The following is a 17,774-nucleotide window of genomic DNA, read 5'->3' as shown; positions in this document are numbered from 1 at the left end:
TGCGATGGTGCGGGACAATAAAAAATGGGTGGCAGGTTAGTCGTCAGCCGTTGACTTTAAACACAGCTGCTCACCCCATCCCTCTCCCACAGGGAGAGGGCGCAAACATTAAAAACGGCAATCAAGATTGCCGTTTTGCTTTTATTTCCGAGTTAATTTCTCAAGATCCGCTTCAATCTCGCTGATCTTGTTAGTGACAACGCTTTCCAGATGACGCAGATCGTCAAGGATCTTACGCTTGAGATCAACTTCAGTACGGTCGCGCTGGCAGATCTGATCGAGTTCATCGATCACATAGCGCAGGTTAGGGCTGATTTCCTGTACTTCTTTGTAACCCTGTCCTACGCCGTCAGCAACGACGGTCTTACGCTGGCGTGGATATTTAAACTTCACGCTTTTGGCGAAAAACTCGCCTTTATCCTTGTGAAAATAGATTTTCAAAATATCGTTATTGGCTTCCTGACGGAGGCTGTAACGATCAATTTCATCAGGATTGGTAATGCCCAGACTTTTCAGATTATCGTACATAGCGGTACCCTTGATCTCAACATAACCTTTGAATAATTAACGAAAAAATCTACTTTCGCCACCCTCAGATACAAAAAAAGCGGGGTTGCCCCCGCTTTTTGTTATACCCGATTAATCGATGGTACGCAGCAACTCATTGATGCCGACTTTACCGCGGGTTTTCGCATCCACTTTCTTCACGATAACCGCACAGTACAGGCTGTATTTACCATCTTTTGACGGCAGGTTGCCGGAGACCACCACAGAGCCTGCCGGAACGCGGCCGTAATGCACTTCGCCGGTTTCGCGGTCGTAAATACGGGTGCTCTGACCGATGTAAACGCCCATGGAGATCACGGAGCCTTCTTCAACGATCACGCCTTCTACTACTTCAGAACGCGCGCCGATGAAGCAGTTGTCTTCGATGATGGTCGGGTTAGCCTGCAGTGGCTCCAGAACACCACCAATGCCCACGCCGCCGGACAGGTGAACGTTTTTACCGATCTGCGCGCAGGAACCGACCGTCGCCCAGGTGTCTACCATCGTACCTTCGTCAACGTAGGCACCGATGTTCACGTAGGATGGCATCAGCACGGTGTTGCGTGCGATGAATGCCCCCTGACGGACCGCCGCTGGCGGTACCACGCGGAAGCCTTCTTTCTGGAAACGCGCTTCGTCGTAGTCAGCGAATTTCATCGGTACTTTATCGAAGTAGCGGCTTTCAGCTCCGTCGATAACCTGGTTATCGTTGATACGGAAAGAGAGCAGCACGGCTTTTTTCAGCCATTGATGAGTGACCCACTGACCGTCGATTTTTTCTGCCACGCGCAGGGCGCCGGAATCCAGCAGGGAAATCACCTGGTTTACCGCTTCACGGGTCACGGTATCCACATTTGCCGGGGTAATCTCGGCGCGACGCTCAAAGGCGGACTCAATAACGTTCTGTAACTGCTGCATGGTTTACTCTTTCCATTTCACTAAAAAACACGTCACCCTTTATCGTTTGGATTGAGGGCTGCTGTCAACCGTTGTTGCACTTCAAGTTGCAGGTCATTATTAAGGGCACGCCGGTCCGCTGTGGCGATTATAAATAAATCTTCTACTCGCTCGCCAATGGTTGTAATTCTTGCCCCATGAAGCGAAATTCCCAGATCGGCAAAAACCTGGCCGACGCGGGCAAGTAGCCCTGGCTGGTCGAGCGCGATCAGCTCCAGGAAAGATTTACGGTCGGTGTGGGTCGGCAGGAAATTGACCTCGGTATCGACGGTAAAGTGGCGCAGCTTCGCCGGCTGGCGACGCGGCTGCGGCGGCTGCCAGCTGCGCTGGGTAATCGCCTGTTCCAGACCAAAGCGTATTCCTTCATGTCTGTCAGACGACAGCGGGCTGCCGTCCGGCTCCAGTACAATAAAGGTATCCATCGCCATGCCGTCGCGGGTCGTGAAAATCTGCGCATCGTGAACGCTCAGATTACGCCTGTCCAGCTCGGCGCACACCGCAGCAAACAGATAGGGACGGTCCGGGCTCCAGATAAAAATCTCCGTCCCACCGCGCGTGGCCTGTGGGCTAAGCAGGATCATCGGCTGTGACAAGTCATGCCGGAGCAGGTGCCGCGCATGCCACGCAAGCTGGTTTGGGCTATGGCGGACAAAGTAGTTAGCGCGACAGCGGGCCCAAATCTGGTGTAACGCCTCTTCATCAATGTTGTCCATGCGCAGTAGCGCCAGGGCCTGCAGCTGATGGTGGCGCACACGCTCGCGCATGTCCGGGGTATTTTGCATCCCGCGACGCAGCTGTTTTTCCGTCGCAAAGTAGAGCTCCCGCAGCAGACTCTGCTTCCAGCTGTTCCACAGCGTTTCGTTGGTGGCGCAGATATCGGCCACCGTCAGGCAGACCAGATAGCGCAGACGGTTTTCTGTCTGAACCTCCTCCGCAAACTGCTTGATGACCTCTGGATCCTGAATATCACGACGCTGGGCGGTGACCGACATCAGCAGGTGATGGCGTACCAGCCAGGCAACCAGCTGTGTTTCGCGTGAGTTCAGGCCGTGCAGTTCGGCAAATTTCAGCACATCCTGCGCGCCCAGGACCGAATGGTCACCGCCACGACCTTTGGCGATGTCGTGGAAGAGGGCGGCAATCAGGATCAGTTCCGGATGAGTAAGGCGCGGCCATAATTCTACGCACAGCGGGTGACGGGAGCGCGTCTCTTCTTTCGCAAAGCTCTCCAGCTTGAGCATAACGCGAATGGTGTGTTCATCCACCGTGTAGGCGTGGAACAGATCGAACTGCATCTGCCCCACAATGTGCGACCACTGCGGCATATAGGCCCACAGCACGCTGTGGCGGTGCATCGGCAGCAGACCGCGGCTGACGGCGCCCGGGTGGCGAAGCATGCTCAGGAACAGCGATCGGGCTTCCGGGATATAGCACAGCGGCTCCGTCAAATGACGGCGCGCATGGCGCAGATGACGCAGGGTGGTGGAGTAGATCCCGGTGATGGTGCTGTTGCGAACCATGGTGTAGAACATCCGCAGGATCGCTTCCGGCTCGCGAATAAACAGCGTTTCGTCGCGCAGATCGATAAGCGTGCCGCGCAGCTGGAATTCGTCATCAATCGGGCGCGGTTTTTCGTCCGCCGTCAGCGCCAGGATGGCCTCGTCGAACAGCTGCAGCAGCATCTGGTTGAGCTCGGTGACGCGGCGGGTGACGCGGAAGAAATCCTTCATCATATGCTCAACCGGCTCGTTTCCTTCACCGCTGTAGTTGAGGCGCTGGGCAACGCTGAGCTGGCGGTCAAACAGCAGACGGTTATCGTAGCGGGTGACTTCCAGATGCAGGGCGAAGCGAATGCGCCACAGCAGGTGCAGACACTCGTTGAGCTCGTTACGTTCGGCCTCGGTTAAGAAGCCAAAGCCTACCATTTCATCCAGCGAGGTGGCGCCAAAGTGGCGCCGGGCGACCCACTGTAAGGTGTGGATGTCGCGCAGGCCGCCAGGGCTGCTTTTAATATCTGGCTCAAGGTTATAGCTGGTGCCGTGGTAGCGCTGGTGGCGCTGGTTTTGCTCCTCGACCTTTGCCGCGAAGAATTTTTCTGACGGCCAGAAACCGTCGCTGAAGATGTGTTTTTGCAGCTCCAGGAACAGCGCGACGTCGCCAATCAGCAGACGGGTTTCAATCAGGTTAGTGGCCACGGTCAGGTCCGATAACCCTTCCAGCAGACACTCTTCCAGGGTGCGCACGCTGTGGCCGACTTCCAGTTTGACGTCCCAGAGCAGGGTCAGCAGTTCGCCAATCTTTTGCGCCTGTTCGTCCGGCAGCTTTTTACGGCTTAAGATCAGGAGATCGATATCGGAAAGCGGGTGCAGCTCTCCGCGGCCATAGCCCCCGACGGCAACCAGCGCCACATCACTGATTTGCCCAAATCCGTAATCGATCCACAGACGCTGCAGCAGCTGATCGATAAATTCGGTACGCGCTTCGATCAGTTGCTCGGCGGAGATACCGGCATCAAACGCGCTGCCCAGCCAGCGCTGGAAGACATCCATATGGGCTTTAATGCCGGCGCAGTTCAACTCGTGCTGCGGCCAGACGCCCGGGTTGTCGGGCTGGTCGGGGAGGGTGGGAAGTGCTGTGTTAGCATACTGTTCGGGTAAAAGATTACTCATCGTGCGCCACCCATAAGAAAAAACTATAGCCATTAAAAAAGCCGGCATTTGCCGGCTTTTTTATCATTCATCGTGCGTCAGTATCGCCGGGATGGTGTCATCCTTGCGCAACGTCATAATTTCGCAGCCGTTGTCTGTTACCACAATAGTATGCTCGTACTGTGCAGACAAGCTTCTGTCTTTGGTTTTCACCGTCCAGCCGTCTTTCATGGTACGGATGCGGTAATCACCGGCGTTGACCATCGGTTCGATGGTAAAGGTCATCCCTTTTTGCAGCACTACGCCGCCGTCATCCGCATCATAATGCAGAACCTGCGGCTCTTCATGGAAGACGCGACCAATGCCGTGCCCGCAGTATTCACGCACCACGGAGAAACCTTCTGCCTCGACAAATTTCTGAATTGCCGCACCGATGGTACGCAGGCGAATGCCCGGTTTCACCATTTTCAGCGCCAGGTAGAGGCTCTCTTGCGTCACTTTACACAGACGCTCGCCAAGAATCGTTGGCTTGCCCACGATGAACATTTTTGAGGTGTCACCGTGGTAGTCATCTTTGATGACGGTGACGTCGATGTTGACGATGTCGCCATCTTTCAGCAGTTTTTCGTCGTCCGGGATACCGTGGCACACCACTTCATTAATGGAAATGCAGACGGATTTCGGGAAACCGTGGTAGCCGAGGCAGGCGGAAACCGCGTGCTGCTCGTTCACGATATAGTCATTACAGATGCGGTCCAGCTCACCGGTGCTGACGCCCGGCTTCACGAACGGCTCGATCATTTCCAGCACTTCCGCGGCCAGACGACCGGCGACGCGCATCTTTTCAATTTCTTCAGGGGTCTTAATAGAGATAGCCATGTAATCTGTCCATCGGTGTCGATTTTTTCGACAATACTAGTCTAAGTGTTGTCAATGGTATCAGTCAGGCACACCCCGTGCCAAATTGAGAATCATTAACAGCACACTCCGCCAACAACTGTTGGTTTATGGCGGCGTTTTGTGGTATAAAGCGCGCCGGACTTCCGATCCATTTCAGATACACAGGCTGGACGGAAGCGACAAATCTCACTTTGTGTAACAACACACACGTATCGGCACATATTCCGGGGTGCCCTTTGGGGTCGGTAATATGGGATACGTGGAGGCATAACCCCAACTTTTAATATAGAGGTTTTAAACATGGCAACTGTTTCCATGCGCGACATGCTCAAGGCTGGTGTTCACTTTGGTCACCAGACCCGTTACTGGAACCCGAAAATGAAGCCTTTCATCTTCGGCGCTCGTAACAAAGTTCACATCATCAACCTTGAGAAAACTGTACCAATGTTCAACGAAGCCCTGGCTGAGCTGAACAAGATCGCTTCCCGTAAAGGTAAGATTCTGTTCGTTGGTACTAAGCGCGCTGCAAGCGAAGCTGTGAAAGATGCTGCTAACAGCTGCGACCAGTTCTTCGTGAACCATCGCTGGTTGGGCGGCATGCTGACTAACTGGAAAACTGTTCGTCAGTCCATCAAACGCCTGAAAGATCTGGAAACCCAGTCTCAGGACGGTACTTTCGACAAGCTGACTAAGAAAGAAGCGCTGATGCGCACTCGTGAACTGGACAAGCTGGAAAACAGCCTGGGCGGTATCAAAGATATGGGCGGCCTGCCAGACGCGCTGTTCGTAATCGATGCAGACCACGAGCACATCGCAATCAAAGAAGCTAACAACCTGGGTATCCCGGTATTCGCAATCGTTGATACCAACTCCGATCCGGACGGTGTTGACTTCGTTATCCCGGGTAACGACGACGCAATCCGTGCTGTTAGCCTGTACCTGAGCGCTGTTGCTGCTACCGTTCGTGAAGGCCGTTCCCAGGATCTGGCTTCTCAGGCGGAAGAAAGCTTCGTAGAAGCTGAATAATAAGGTTTTACCCCTTATTAGTACCGTGTATGAATAGGGGCCCATTACCGGCCCCTTTTTTCAATTTACACTGTTTGGCCCCCGGCCGGGCAGTTCACATCTCCCGAGGATTTAAGAATGGCTGAAATTACCGCATCCCTGGTAAAAGAGCTGCGCGAGCGTACTGGCGCAGGCATGATGGATTGCAAAAAAGCGCTGACTGAAGCGAACGGCGACATCGAGCTGGCAATCGAAAACATGCGTAAATCCGGTGCGATCAAAGCAGCTAAAAAAGCAGGCAACGTTGCTGCTGACGGCGTGATCATCACTAAGATCGACGGCAACTACGGTATCATTCTGGAAGTTAACTGCCAGACTGACTTCGTGGCTAAAGATGGTGGTTTCCAGGCATTTGCTAACAAAGTTCTGGACGCTGCTGTTGCAGGCAAAATCACTGACGTTGAAGTTCTGAAAGCACAGTTCGAAGAAGAGCGTGTTGCGCTGGTTGCTAAAATCGGTGAGAACATCAACATCCGTCGCGTTGCTTCTCTGGAAGGCGACGTTCTGGGCTCTTACCAGCACGGTGCACGTATCGGTGTTCTGGTTGCGGCTAAAGGCGCTGACGAAGAGCTGGTTAAACAGCTGGCTATGCACATCGCTGCAAGCAAACCAGAATTCGTTAAGCCAGAAGACGTGTCTGCTGAAGTGGTAGAAAAAGAGTACCAGGTTCAGCTGGACATCGCGATGCAGTCTGGTAAACCAAAAGAAATCGCAGAGAAAATGGTTGAAGGCCGCATGAAGAAATTCACCGGCGAAGTTTCTCTGACTGGCCAGCCATTCGTTATGGATCCAAGCAAGTCTGTTGCTCAGCTGCTGAAAGAGCACAACGCTGACGTGACTGGCTTCATCCGCTTCGAAGTGGGCGAAGGCATCGAGAAAGTTGAGACTGACTTCGCAGCAGAAGTTGCTGCAATGTCCAAGCAGTCTTAATGATTGAAAAGGAGCCGCCTGAGGGCGGCTTCTTTTTGTCACCCGTCAGACGAAAATCAGACAGGATCCCGTATCGCTGTGCTGATATGCGACATACTATGTCGCCAGAATTAACCCCATCTTAATCGTTGACAGTCTCAGGAAAGAAACATGGCTACCAATGCAAAACCCGTGTACAAACGCATTCTGCTTAAGCTGAGTGGCGAAGCACTGCAGGGATCGGAAGGCTTCGGTATTGATGCAAGCATCCTTGATCGCATGGCACAGGAAATCAAAGAACTGGTCGAACTGGGTATCCAGGTTGGCGTGGTCATTGGCGGTGGCAACCTCTTCCGTGGTGCTGGTCTGGCGAAAGCGGGGATGAACCGCGTTGTAGGCGACCACATGGGTATGCTGGCAACCGTCATGAATGGTCTGGCAATGCGTGATGCACTGCATCGTGCCTATGTGAATGCCCGCCTGATGTCCGCGATTCCACTGAATGGCGTGTGCGATAATTACAGCTGGGCAGAAGCCATCAGCCTGCTGCGCAACAACCGCGTGGTGATCCTCTCCGCCGGTACGGGTAACCCGTTCTTTACGACCGATTCCGCTGCCTGCCTGCGCGGTATCGAGATTGAAGCCGATGTGGTACTGAAAGCGACCAAAGTCGATGGCGTGTTTACTGCCGACCCGGCAAAAGATCCTTCTGCCACCATGTACGATCAGCTGAGCTACAGCGAAGTACTGGAAAAAGAGCTGAAAGTGATGGATCTTGCCGCCTTCACGCTGGCACGCGACCACAAACTGCCGATCCGTGTCTTCAACATGAACAAACCTGGCGCACTGCGTCGCGTGGTCATGGGCGAAAAAGAAGGCACTTTGATCACGGAATAATTTCCGTTGACGATAAATACAGGTAAGATTCCGCTTTATTGTGTAGTGGTATCTTACCCGGACGCGCCTTTGGCGTTGTCATGAATTAAACGCGACTATACTTAGCACACCTGTAGCGCTGTGCTGGCGGATAGTCTGCCTGAGACAAGTTTTCAAGGATTCGTAACGTGATTAACGACATCAGAAAAGATGCTGAAGTACGCATGGAAAAATGCGTAGAAGCGTTCAAAACCCAAATCAGCAAAATCCGTACTGGCCGTGCTTCCCCAAGCCTGCTGGATGGCATCATCGTAGAGTACTACGGTACGCCAACCCCGCTGCGCCAGCTGGCGAGCGTTACCGTAGAAGATACCCGTACGCTGAAAATCAACGTATTCGATCGTTCTATGGGCCCGGCGGTTGAGAAAGCGATTATGGCGTCTGACCTCGGTCTGAACCCAAGCTCTGCAGGCGCTGACATCCGCGTTCCGCTGCCTCCGCTGACCGAAGAGCGTCGTAAAGACCTGATCAAAGTGGTGCGTGGTGAAGCTGAGCAGGGGCGTGTTTCCGTCCGTAACGTGCGTCGCGACGCGAACGATAAAGTTAAAGCGCTGCTGAAAGAAAAAGAGATCAGTGAAGATGACGATCGTCGTTCCCAGGACGACATTCAGAAAATGACTGACGCTGCCATCAAGAAAATTGATGCGGCGCTGGCAGATAAAGAAGCGGAACTGATGCAGTTCTGATTTCTGTCGTACACTGATAAACGCCGTTCAGAGGGACTTCGGGTCTTGCTGGCGGCGTTTTGCTTTTATCTGGTCTAACTTTTTTCGGGCATCTCATGAAGCATTTAACTCTCCTCGGCTCAACCGGATCTATTGGTTGCAGCACTCTCGACGTTGTTCGCCATAATCCTGAACTTTACACCGTGACAGCACTGGTGGCCGGTAAGAATGTGCAGCGAATGGTCGAGCAGTGTCTGGAGTTTACGCCCCGTTATGCGGTGATGGATGATGAAGAGAGTGCCCGCCAGGTAAAGGCGCTGCTGCAGGAGAAGGGCGGTCGTACCGAGGTCCTGAGCGGCCAACAGGCCGCCTGCGAGATGGCTGCGCTGGGTGACGTTGATCAGGTCATGGCGGCCATTGTCGGCGCGGCCGGACTGCTGCCGACGCTTGCCGCGATTGATGCCGGTAAAGACGTTTTGCTGGCCAATAAAGAGTCGCTGGTCACCTGCGGACGCCTGTTTATGGACGCGGTGAAGCAGCGCGGCGCGCGTCTTTTGCCCGTCGACAGCGAGCACAACGCGATTTTTCAGAGTTTACCGCAACCTTTTCAACAGAACCTGGGGTACGCTGACCTTGAGCAGAATGGCGTGGTATCTATTCTGCTTACCGGGTCTGGTGGCCCGTTCCGTGAAACGCCACTGTCTGAACTGCGTGCAATGACGCCGGATCAGGCGTGCCGCCATCCGAACTGGTCGATGGGGCGTAAAATCTCCGTTGACTCTGCCACCATGATGAACAAAGGTCTGGAATACATTGAAGCGCGCTGGCTGTTTAATGCGTCAGCGAAACAGATGGAAGTACTGATTCACCCTCAATCGGTGATTCACTCGATGGTACGTTATCAGGATGGCAGCGTGCTGGCCCAGTTGGGCGAGCCGGATATGCGTACGCCTATCGCGCATTCCATGGCGTGGCCGAATCGGGTGAAATCCGGCGTGAAGCCGCTTGATTTCTGCAAGCTAAGTTCCCTGACATTCAGTGAACCAGACTATGACCGCTATCCTTGTCTGAAGCTTGCGATGAATGCCTTTGACCAGGGGCAGGCGGCGACGACGGCACTGAACGCAGCCAATGAAATTACTGTTGAAGCATTTCTGAATCAGCAGATCCGTTTTACCGATATCGCGTCGTTAAATTTATCGGTACTGGAGAAGATGGATTTGCGCGAACCACAAAGCGTGGAAGAGGTGCTGGCGGTGGATGCAGCTGCACGTGATATTGCGCGCCACCAGGTGACACGTCTCGCAAGCTGGTGATAAAGCAAGCACTAGTCGTCGTGCTATTTGTTAGCGTTGGGCTTCAGTGATATAGTCTGCGCCACCTGATCGCAGGTATTTGACTTTAAGTGGTCAGGTAAGCCGTGGTTTGACACGGCTTTTTTATGTATAGGCTTCAGTATTCCTGAGTACCGTTAAATCCTTTTCAGGGACAAAAAACGCGTTATGTTGTCTGCGAATCAACCAATAAGCGAAAACTTGCCAGCTCATGGCTGCCGTCATGTAGCAATCATTATGGATGGCAATGGCCGCTGGGCGAAAAGACAAGGGAAGATACGAGCCTTTGGGCATAAAGCTGGGGCGAAATCGGTTCGCCGCGCCGTTTCTTTTGCCGCCAATAACGGCATTGATGCGTTAACGCTCTATGCTTTTAGCAGTGAAAACTGGAATCGACCGCAGCAGGAAGTGACCGCGTTGATGGAATTGTTTGTGTGGGCGCTAGACAGCGAAGTAAAAAGCCTGCACCGCCACAATGTCCGCCTGCGTATCATTGGCGATACCAGTCGTTTTAACTCACGTTTGCAGGAACGAATTCGTAAGGCTGAAGCGCTGACTGAAAATAATACCGGTCTGACGCTGAATATTGCGGCGAATTACGGCGGACGCTGGGATATTATCCAGGGCGTTCGGCATCTGGCCGAGCAGGTTCAGGAAGGGCTGTTGAGACCCGACCAAATTGATGAAGAGGCGCTGAGCAAGCAAATCTGCATGAATGAACAGGCGCCTGTGGATTTGGTAATTAGGACAGGGGGAGAACATCGCATAAGTAACTTTTTGATATGGCAAATTGCCTATGCCGAACTTTACTTTACAGATGTTCTTTGGCCCGATTTTGATGAACAAGACTTTGAAGGTGCGCTGCATGCCTTTGCCAATCGAGAGCGTCGTTTCGGCGGCACCGAGCCTGGTGGCGACAAAGCCTGATGGGGGTAGCTTTTGCTGAAGTATCGCCTGATTTCCGCTTTTGTATTAATACCCATTGTCATTGCGGCGCTGTTTTTACTGCCCCCAGTGGGATTCGCTATTGTTACGCTGGTGGTGTGCATGCTCGCCGCGTGGGAATGGGGACAGTTTAGCGGCTTTACTTCGCGCAGTCAGCGAGTATGGCTTGCGGTACTCTGTGGCTTCATTCTCGCCATAATGCTGTTTACGTTGCCTGAATATCACCATGATATCCATCAACCGCTGGTTGCCGGCTCCTTGTGGATATCCCTGGCCTGGTGGGTTGCAGCGCTACTGCTGGTGCTGTTTTATCCTGGCTCTGCGGCGCTATGGCGTAATTCAAAAGTGCTGCGACTGATTTTTGGCTTGCTCACCATTATTCCCTTCTTCTGGGGGATGGTCGCGCTGCGCGCCTGGCACTACGACGAAAACCACTACAGCGGTGCGATCTGGCTGCTTTATGTGATGATTCTCGTCTGGGGGGCTGACTCCGGGGCCTATATGTTTGGTAAACTGTTTGGCAAACATAAACTGGCGCCGAAGGTTTCTCCGGGCAAAACCTGGCAAGGCTTCATCGGCGGCTTGTTTACGGCAGCAATTATCTCCTGGGGCTACGGCGTCTGGGCGAATCTGGAAGTGGCACCGTCAATACTGCTGGTGTGCTCGATTTTTGCTGCGCTTGCCTCGGTGCTCGGTGATTTAACCGAAAGTATGTTCAAGCGTGAAGCAGGGATTAAGGACAGCGGACACCTGATTCCAGGGCATGGCGGTATACTGGATCGCATTGATAGCCTGACAGCGGCTGTTCCAGTGTTTGCTTGCTTGCTTTTACTGGTATTCGGGACGATTTAACGGAAGGTTTTATGCTGAGCATTCTCTGGAATCTGGCGGCGTTCATTGTTGCACTGGGTGTGCTGATTACCGTGCATGAATTTGGCCATTTCTGGGTTGCTCGCCGTTGCGGTGTGCGGGTAGAGCGGTTTTCCATCGGTTTTGGCAAATCGCTCTGGACGCGCACCGACCGTCACGGTACGGAATTTGTCATCGCCCTCATCCCGCTGGGCGGCTACGTCAAAATGCTCGACGAACGCGTTGAGCCTGTCGCCCCTGAGCTGCGACACAGCGCCTTCAACAATAAAACAGTTGGACAACGCGCCGCCATCATTGCTGCCGGACCGGTAGCTAACTTCATCTTTGCTGTTTTCGCTTACTGGCTGGTGTTTATCATCGGCGTCCCCGGCGTGCGTCCTGTCGTGGGTGAAATAGCGCCCAACTCCATTGCGGCGAGTGCGCAAATTACATCCGGGATGGAACTTAAAGCGATTGATGGCATCGAAACCCCTGATTGGGATGCCGTGCGACTGCAGCTGGTAGCCAAAATTGGCGATCCGCAGACCACCATCAGCGTATCGCCGTTTGGTTCAGACACGCGCCAGGACAAAGTGCTCGATTTACGTCACTGGCGTTTCGAGCCAGACAAAGAGGATCCCGTCGCTGCGCTGGGCATTCGTCCACGTGGTGCACAGATCGAGCCGGTGTTAGCCGAAGTACAGGCAAATTCGGCCGCGAGCAAAGCAGGTTTGCAAGCAGGCGACAGGATCGTTAAAGTCGATGGTCAACCATTAACAGAGTGGATGACCTTTGTTACTCTGGTGCGCGATAATCCGGGAACGTCTCTCGCGCTGGAAGTTGAAAGGCAAGGCAGTCCGCTTTCGCTGACGCTGATCCCGGATACGAAGTCGGTCGGCAAAAAGGCAGAAGGGTTTGCAGGCGTAGTGCCAAAAGTGATCCCGCTGCCAGATGAGTACAAGACAATACGCCAGTATGGGCCGTTCAGTGCCATCCTTGAAGCCACGGATAAAACATGGCAACTGATGAAACTGACGGTCAACATGTTGGGGAAATTGATAACCGGTGACGTGAAACTGAACAACCTCAGTGGGCCAATTTCGATTGCCCAGGGGGCTGGGATGTCAGCGGAATTCGGGGTGATTTACTATCTCATGTTCCTCGCGCTCATTAGCGTGAACCTTGGGATAATCAACCTGTTCCCGCTTCCCGTTTTAGACGGGGGTCATCTGCTGTTTTTAGCGATTGAAAAGCTAAAAGGCGGACCGGTATCCGAGCGAGTTCAAGACTTTAGTTATCGCATTGGCTCGATTTTGCTGGTGCTGTTAATGGGGCTTGCACTTTTCAATGATTTCTCTCGGTTGTAAGAGAGTTAGTTAGGAAGAACGCATAATAACGATGGCGATGAAAAAGTTGCTCATAGCGTCGCTGCTGTTTAGCAGCGCCACCGTATACGGTGCTGACGGGTTCGTAGTGAAAGACATTCATTTCGAAGGCCTTCAGCGTGTCGCCGTTGGTGCGGCCCTCCTCAGTATGCCTGTGCGCCCCGGCGATACGGTTAATGATGATGACATCAGTAACACCATCCGTGCTCTGTTTGCCACCGGCAACTTCGAGGATGTCCGCGTCCTGCGCGATGGTGATACCCTGCTGGTACAGGTAAAAGAACGTCCAACGATCGCCAGTATCACTTTCTCCGGTAACAAGTCGGTGAAAGATGACATGCTCAAGCAGAACCTTGAAGCATCCGGTGTTCGTGTGGGGGAATCTCTGGACCGCACAACCCTTTCAGACATTGAAAAAGGTCTGGAAGACTTCTACTACAGCGTCGGTAAATACAGCGCCAGCGTGAAAGCGGTGGTGACGCCACTGCCACGTAACCGCGTTGACCTGAAACTGGTCTTCCAGGAAGGTGTTTCAGCGAAGATCCAGCAGATCAACATTGTCGGTAACCACGCGTTCAGCACCGACGAACTGATCTCTACTTTCCAGCTGCGTGACGAAGTGCCGTGGTGGAACGTGGTGGGCGATCGCAAATACCAGAAACAGAAACTGGCGGGCGACCTTGAAACTCTGCGCAGCTACTATCTGGATCGTGGCTATGCGCGTTTCAACATTGACTCGACTCAGGTCAGCCTGACGCCGGACAAGAAAGGTATCTACATTACGATTAACATCACTGAAGGCGATCAGTACAAGCTTTCGGGTGTTGAAGTGAGTGGTAACCTGGCGGGGCATTCTGCTGAAATCGAATCGCTGACCAAAATTCAGCCAGGCGATCTCTACAGCGGCTCCAAAGTCACCAAAATGGAAGACAGCATTAAGAAGCTGCTCGGCCGTTATGGTTATGCCTATCCGCGCGTACAAACGCAGCCGGAAATCAACGATGCGGATAAAACCGTTAAGCTGCACGTTAACGTTGACGCGGGCAACCGTTTCTACGTGCGTAAGATCCGCTTCGTCGGTAACGACACCTCCAAAGACTCCGTTCTGCGTCGCGAAATGCGTCAGATGGAAGGCGCATGGTTAGGTAGCGATCTCGTTGATCAGGGTAAAGAGCGTCTGAACCGTCTGGGCTATTTTGAAACGGTTGATACCGATACCCAGCGCGTACCGGGCAGCCCGGACCAGGTTGATGTCGTTTATAAAGTGAAAGAGCGTAACACCGGTAGCTTCAACTTCGGTGTGGGCTACGGTACTGAAAGCGGCGTGAGCTTCCAGGTCGGTGTACAGCAGGATAACTGGCTGGGTACGGGTTACTCTGTGGGTATTAACGGTACCAAAAACGACTACCAGACCTACTCGGAGTTCTCTGTCACTAACCCATACTTCACCGTTGACGGTGTGAGCCTGGGCGGTCGTATCTTCTATAACGACTTTAAAGCGGACGATGCGGATCTGTCTTCGTACACCAACAAGAGTTACGGTGTGGACGGTACGCTTGGCTTCCCGGTTAACGAATACAACACCCTGCGTGCGGGCTTAGGTTACGTGCATAACGACCTGTCCAATATGCAACCGCAGGTGGCCATGTGGCGTTACCTGGATTCTATTGGCCAGTCAGCGAGCAAAAACAGCGATAACAACGGTTTTGCGGCGGATGACTTCACCTTCAACTATGGCTGGACTTATAACCGTCTCGACCGTGGCTACTTCCCAACGGAAGGTTCTCGCGTCAACCTGAACGGTAAAGTTACCGTGCCGGGTTCCGATAACGAGTTCTATAAGGTCACTCTGGATACCGCGTCCTATTTCCCGATCGATGACGATCATAAGTGGGTGGTTCTGGGTCGTACCCGTTGGGGCTATGGTGATGGCTTAGGTGGCAAAGAACTGCCATTCTATGAAAACTTCTATGCGGGTGGTTCCAGCACCGTTCGTGGCTTCCAGTCCAACAACATTGGTCCGAAAGCGGTTTACTACGGCGGGAACGACAAAGATAACTGCGATAAGTCCTCCTCATCTGAAGTCTGTAGTTCTGATGATGCGGTGGGCGGTAACGCGATGGCCGTTGCCAGCCTGGAGTTCATCACCCCAACGCCGTTTATCAGTGATAAATACGCGAACTCCGTCCGTACGTCCTTCTTCTGGGATGCCGGTACGGTGTGGGATACCAACTGGGAGAATACGGCCCAGATGCGTGCGGCAGGTGTTCCAGACTACAGCGATCCGAGCAATATTCGCATGTCTGCCGGTATCGCATTACAATGGATGTCACCGCTGGGGCCGTTGGTCTTCTCTTACGCCCAGCCGTTTAAGAAATATGATGGAGATAAGTCGGAGCAATTCCAGTTTAACATTGGTAAAACCTGGTAATAATCCGCTGCAAAGGAATGCGTTGGCAGTGTAGCGCTGACAACTGGCGATCGATAAACGGTCGCCTTGCCACGCAAAGAACGGTACCTTCTGGTGCCAATGGGATGGTAAGGAGTTAATTGTGAAAAAGTGGTTATTAGCTGCAGGTCTCGGTTTAGCGATGGCAACTTCTGCTCAGGCAGCAGACAAAATTGCAATCGTCAACATGGGTAATTTGTTCCAGCAGGTTGCACAGAAAACTGGTGTTTCTGCGACTCTGGAAAACGAATTCAAAGGCCGTGCAAGCGAACTGCAGGGTATGGAAAACGATCTTCAGTCCAAAATGCAGCGTCTGCAGCGTGATGGTTCTACCATGAAAGCAAGCGACCGCAGCAAACTGGAAAAAGACGTAATGGCTCAGCGCCAGGCGTTCTCCCAGAAAGCGCAGGCTTTCGAGCAGGATCGTCAGCGTCGTTCTAACGAAGAACGTGGCAAGCTGGTGACTCGCATTCAGACCGCTGTTAAAGCAGTGGCTGCCGATCAGAGCATCGATCTGGTTGTTGATGCGAACGCCGTTGCTTTCAACAGCAGCGATGTTAAAGACATCACCGCTGATGTTCTGAAACAGGTTAAATAAGTAATGCCTTCAATTCGACTGGCTGATTTAGCTCAGCAGTTGGATGCAGAATTACACGGTGATGGCGATATCGTCATCACCGCTGTTGCGTCCATGCAATCTGCTAAAGCTGGCACGATTACCTTCATGGTAAGCCCTAAGTACCGTGAGCAACTGGCTCAATGCCAGGCGTCAGCTGTTGTTCTGACGCAGGACGATCTTCCGTTTGCCACTAGCGCGGCACTGGTAGTGAAAAATCCCTACCTGACGTATGCACGCATGGCTCAAATTCTTGATACCACGCCGCAGCCGGCCCAGAACATTGCTGCCAGTGCAGCGATTGATCCGACGGCGCAGCTGGGTAACAACGTCGCCGTGGGCGCCAATGCGGTTATTGAGTCCGGCGTCGTGCTGGGCGATAACGTCGTCATTGGCCCGGGTTGCTTCGTTGGGAAAAATACGAAAATCGGCGCGGGGACCCGTTTATGGGCCAATGTGTCCGTTTATCATGAAGTTGAAATTGGCGAAAATTGCCTCGTCCAGTCCAGCACCGTGATTGGTTCTGATGGCTTTGGTTACGCTAACGATCGGGGTAACTGGGTTAAAATCCCACAACTGGGTCGCGTTATCATTGGCGATCGCGTGGAGATCGGCGCCTGTACCACCATTGACCGTGGCGCGCTGGACGATACCATCATCGGCAATGGTGTTATCATCGATAACCAGTGTCAGATTGCGCATAACGTTGTGATTGGCGACAATACCGCGGTTGCGGGGGGCGTCATCATGGCCGGCAGCCTGAAAATTGGCCGTTATTGTATGATTGGCGGCGCAAGCGTGATTAATGGCCACATGGAAATATGCGACAAGGTGACGGTGACGGGGATGGGCATGGTAATGCGTCCCATCACTGAACCTGGCGTCTATTCCTCAGGCATTCCGCTGCAACCCAACAAGGTATGGCGTAAAACAGCAGCTCTGGTGATGAACATTGATGATATGAGCAAGCGCCTCAAGTCCCTTGAGCGCAAGATCGATCAACAAGACTAAGCGTCATCCGTTTAACGCTATTTTTCCCGGCCTGTCGGCTTTCTAATAAACCGGCAGGCCGTGTTATTATTGTTATCAGTACATTTTGACAGGAAGAGTATTTTGACTACTGACACTCATACTCTGCATATTGAAGAGATTTTAGAACTTCTGCCGCACCGCTACCCGTTTCTGCTGGTAGACCGTGTGCTGGACTTTGAAGAAGGTCGTTTTCTGCGCGCAGTGAAAAATGTTTCCGTGAATGAGCCGTTCTTCCAGGGACACTTCCCGGGGAAACCCATCTTCCCGGGAGTGTTGATCCTTGAAGCCATGGCACAGGCTACCGGTATTCTGGCGTTTAAAAGCGTTGGTAAACTGGAGCCAGGTGAACTGTATTACTTCGCGGGTATCGATGAAGCACGCTTTAAGCGTCCTGTCGTGCCTGGTGATCAGATGATCATGGAAGTCACTTTTGAAAAAACGCGTCGTGGCCTGACTCGCTTCAAAGGCGTAGCGCTGGTTGACGGCAAAGTTGTTTGCGAAGCGACAATGATGTGTGCTCGTAGCCGGGAGTCCTGAT

Annotated in this window: 16 protein-coding genes; 12 read left to right on the top strand and 4 right to left on the bottom strand. The window is 52.9% G+C overall.

Features of this window, described 5'->3' with window-relative positions:
• Positions 1–141 precede the first annotated feature (141 nt).
• From GM298_RS21790 to map, 4 genes are all read right to left on the bottom strand, one after another.
• Positions 142–528, bottom strand: a complete 387-nt coding sequence (locus tag GM298_RS21790; protein ID WP_014168696.1) for a DUF3461 family protein — start codon at positions 526–528, stop codon at positions 142–144.
• 111 nt (positions 529–639) lie between these two features.
• Positions 640–1,464, bottom strand: coding sequence for a 2,3,4,5-tetrahydropyridine-2,6-dicarboxylate N-succinyltransferase (gene dapD / locus GM298_RS21785; protein ID WP_008501915.1), 825 nt, complete (start codon positions 1,462–1,464; stop codon positions 640–642).
• Between the two features lie 32 nt (positions 1,465–1,496).
• Complete coding sequence (gene glnD, locus GM298_RS21780; protein ID WP_025756815.1) at positions 1,497–4,172, bottom strand: bifunctional uridylyltransferase/uridylyl-removing protein GlnD; 2,676 nt, start codon at positions 4,170–4,172, stop codon at positions 1,497–1,499.
• Between the two features lie 63 nt (positions 4,173–4,235).
• On the bottom strand, positions 4,236–5,030 hold the full coding sequence (map, locus tag GM298_RS21775; protein WP_013095652.1) for a type I methionyl aminopeptidase: 795 nt from the start codon (positions 5,028–5,030) through the stop codon (positions 4,236–4,238).
• A 321-nt stretch (positions 5,031–5,351) separates the two neighbouring features.
• Between map and rpsB the strand changes: the two genes are divergently transcribed.
• The 12 genes from rpsB to fabZ all read left to right on the top strand — a co-directional run bounded on the left by rpsB (position 5,352) and on the right by fabZ (position 17,773).
• Entirely contained in the window at positions 5,352–6,077 is a 726-nt protein-coding gene (gene rpsB / locus GM298_RS21770; RefSeq protein ID WP_013095653.1) for a 30S ribosomal protein S2, read from the top strand.
• Between the two features lie 117 nt (positions 6,078–6,194).
• Complete coding sequence (tsf, locus tag GM298_RS21765; protein ID WP_008501911.1) at positions 6,195–7,046, top strand: translation elongation factor Ts; 852 nt, start codon at positions 6,195–6,197, stop codon at positions 7,044–7,046.
• Positions 7,047–7,196: 150 nt separating this feature from the next.
• A complete protein-coding gene (gene pyrH, locus GM298_RS21760) occupies positions 7,197–7,922 on the top strand; it encodes a UMP kinase (protein WP_003856194.1) in 726 nt (241 codons plus the stop codon).
• A gap of 167 nt (positions 7,923–8,089) precedes the next feature.
• A complete protein-coding gene (frr, locus tag GM298_RS21755) occupies positions 8,090–8,647 on the top strand; it encodes a ribosome recycling factor (RefSeq protein ID WP_008501909.1) in 558 nt (185 codons plus the stop codon).
• Positions 8,648–8,742: 95 nt separating this feature from the next.
• Positions 8,743–9,942 (top strand): 1-deoxy-D-xylulose-5-phosphate reductoisomerase, encoded by a 1,200-nt coding sequence (gene ispC / locus GM298_RS21750; protein ID WP_025756816.1) that lies wholly within the window; start codon positions 8,743–8,745, stop codon positions 9,940–9,942.
• A gap of 186 nt (positions 9,943–10,128) precedes the next feature.
• Positions 10,129–10,887 carry a (2E,6E)-farnesyl-diphosphate-specific ditrans,polycis-undecaprenyl-diphosphate synthase gene (ispU, locus tag GM298_RS21745; RefSeq protein WP_025756817.1) on the top strand — a complete coding sequence of 253 codons (759 nt, stop codon included), beginning with the start codon at positions 10,129–10,131 and terminating at the stop codon, positions 10,885–10,887.
• 12 nt (positions 10,888–10,899) lie between these two features.
• Complete coding sequence (gene cdsA, locus GM298_RS21740) at positions 10,900–11,757, top strand: phosphatidate cytidylyltransferase (RefSeq protein ID WP_025756818.1); 858 nt, start codon at positions 10,900–10,902, stop codon at positions 11,755–11,757.
• Positions 11,758–11,768: 11 nt separating this feature from the next.
• Positions 11,769–13,121 carry a sigma E protease regulator RseP gene (gene rseP, locus GM298_RS21735; RefSeq protein WP_025756819.1) on the top strand — a complete coding sequence of 451 codons (1,353 nt, stop codon included), beginning with the start codon at positions 11,769–11,771 and terminating at the stop codon, positions 13,119–13,121.
• Between the two features lie 31 nt (positions 13,122–13,152).
• Positions 13,153–15,570: an outer membrane protein assembly factor BamA gene (bamA, locus tag GM298_RS21730; RefSeq protein ID WP_045285877.1), complete on the top strand. Its 2,418-nt coding sequence runs from the start codon at positions 13,153–13,155 to the stop codon at positions 15,568–15,570.
• A 121-nt stretch (positions 15,571–15,691) separates the two neighbouring features.
• On the top strand, positions 15,692–16,186 hold the full coding sequence (skp, locus tag GM298_RS21725) for a molecular chaperone Skp (protein ID WP_023334576.1): 495 nt from the start codon (positions 15,692–15,694) through the stop codon (positions 16,184–16,186).
• Positions 16,187–16,189: 3 nt separating this feature from the next.
• Complete coding sequence (gene lpxD / locus GM298_RS21720; protein WP_025756821.1) at positions 16,190–17,215, top strand: UDP-3-O-(3-hydroxymyristoyl)glucosamine N-acyltransferase; 1,026 nt, start codon at positions 16,190–16,192, stop codon at positions 17,213–17,215.
• A 102-nt stretch (positions 17,216–17,317) separates the two neighbouring features.
• Positions 17,318–17,773 (top strand): 3-hydroxyacyl-ACP dehydratase FabZ, encoded by a 456-nt coding sequence (fabZ, locus tag GM298_RS21715; RefSeq protein ID WP_010426706.1) that lies wholly within the window; start codon positions 17,318–17,320, stop codon positions 17,771–17,773.
• Position 17,774 lies beyond the last annotated feature (1 nt).

It is taken from the genome of Enterobacter sp. HSTU-ASh6 (genome assembly GCF_026319105.1).
Classification (GTDB): Bacteria; Pseudomonadota; Gammaproteobacteria; order Enterobacterales; family Enterobacteriaceae; genus Enterobacter; species Enterobacter sichuanensis.
This window is presented reverse-complemented; position numbering and strand designations above follow the sequence as displayed.

What these genes read in the sequence shown, in the direction of transcription:
- GM298_RS21790 (WP_014168696.1), bottom strand. Translation starts at nt 528, where the DNA reads ATGTACGATAATCTGAAAAGTCTGGGCATTACCAATCCTGATGAAATT.
- dapD (WP_008501915.1), bottom strand. Translation starts at nt 1,464, where the DNA reads ATGCAGCAGTTACAGAACGTTATTGAGTCCGCCTTTGAGCGTCGCGCC.
- glnD (WP_025756815.1), bottom strand. Translation starts at nt 4,172, where the DNA reads ATGAGTAATCTTTTACCCGAACAGTATGCTAACACAGCACTTCCCACC.
- map (WP_013095652.1), bottom strand. Translation starts at nt 5,030, where the DNA reads ATGGCTATCTCTATTAAGACCCCTGAAGAAATTGAAAAGATGCGCGTC.
- rpsB (WP_013095653.1), top strand. Translation starts at nt 5,352, where the DNA reads ATGGCAACTGTTTCCATGCGCGACATGCTCAAGGCTGGTGTTCACTTT.
- tsf (WP_008501911.1), top strand. Translation starts at nt 6,195, where the DNA reads ATGGCTGAAATTACCGCATCCCTGGTAAAAGAGCTGCGCGAGCGTACT.
- pyrH (WP_003856194.1), top strand. Translation starts at nt 7,197, where the DNA reads ATGGCTACCAATGCAAAACCCGTGTACAAACGCATTCTGCTTAAGCTG.
- ispC (WP_025756816.1), top strand. Translation starts at nt 8,743, where the DNA reads ATGAAGCATTTAACTCTCCTCGGCTCAACCGGATCTATTGGTTGCAGC.
- ispU (WP_025756817.1), top strand. Translation starts at nt 10,129, where the DNA reads ATGTTGTCTGCGAATCAACCAATAAGCGAAAACTTGCCAGCTCATGGC.
- rseP (WP_025756819.1), top strand. Translation starts at nt 11,769, where the DNA reads ATGCTGAGCATTCTCTGGAATCTGGCGGCGTTCATTGTTGCACTGGGT.
- bamA (WP_045285877.1), top strand. Translation starts at nt 13,153, where the DNA reads ATGGCGATGAAAAAGTTGCTCATAGCGTCGCTGCTGTTTAGCAGCGCC.
- lpxD (WP_025756821.1), top strand. Translation starts at nt 16,190, where the DNA reads ATGCCTTCAATTCGACTGGCTGATTTAGCTCAGCAGTTGGATGCAGAA.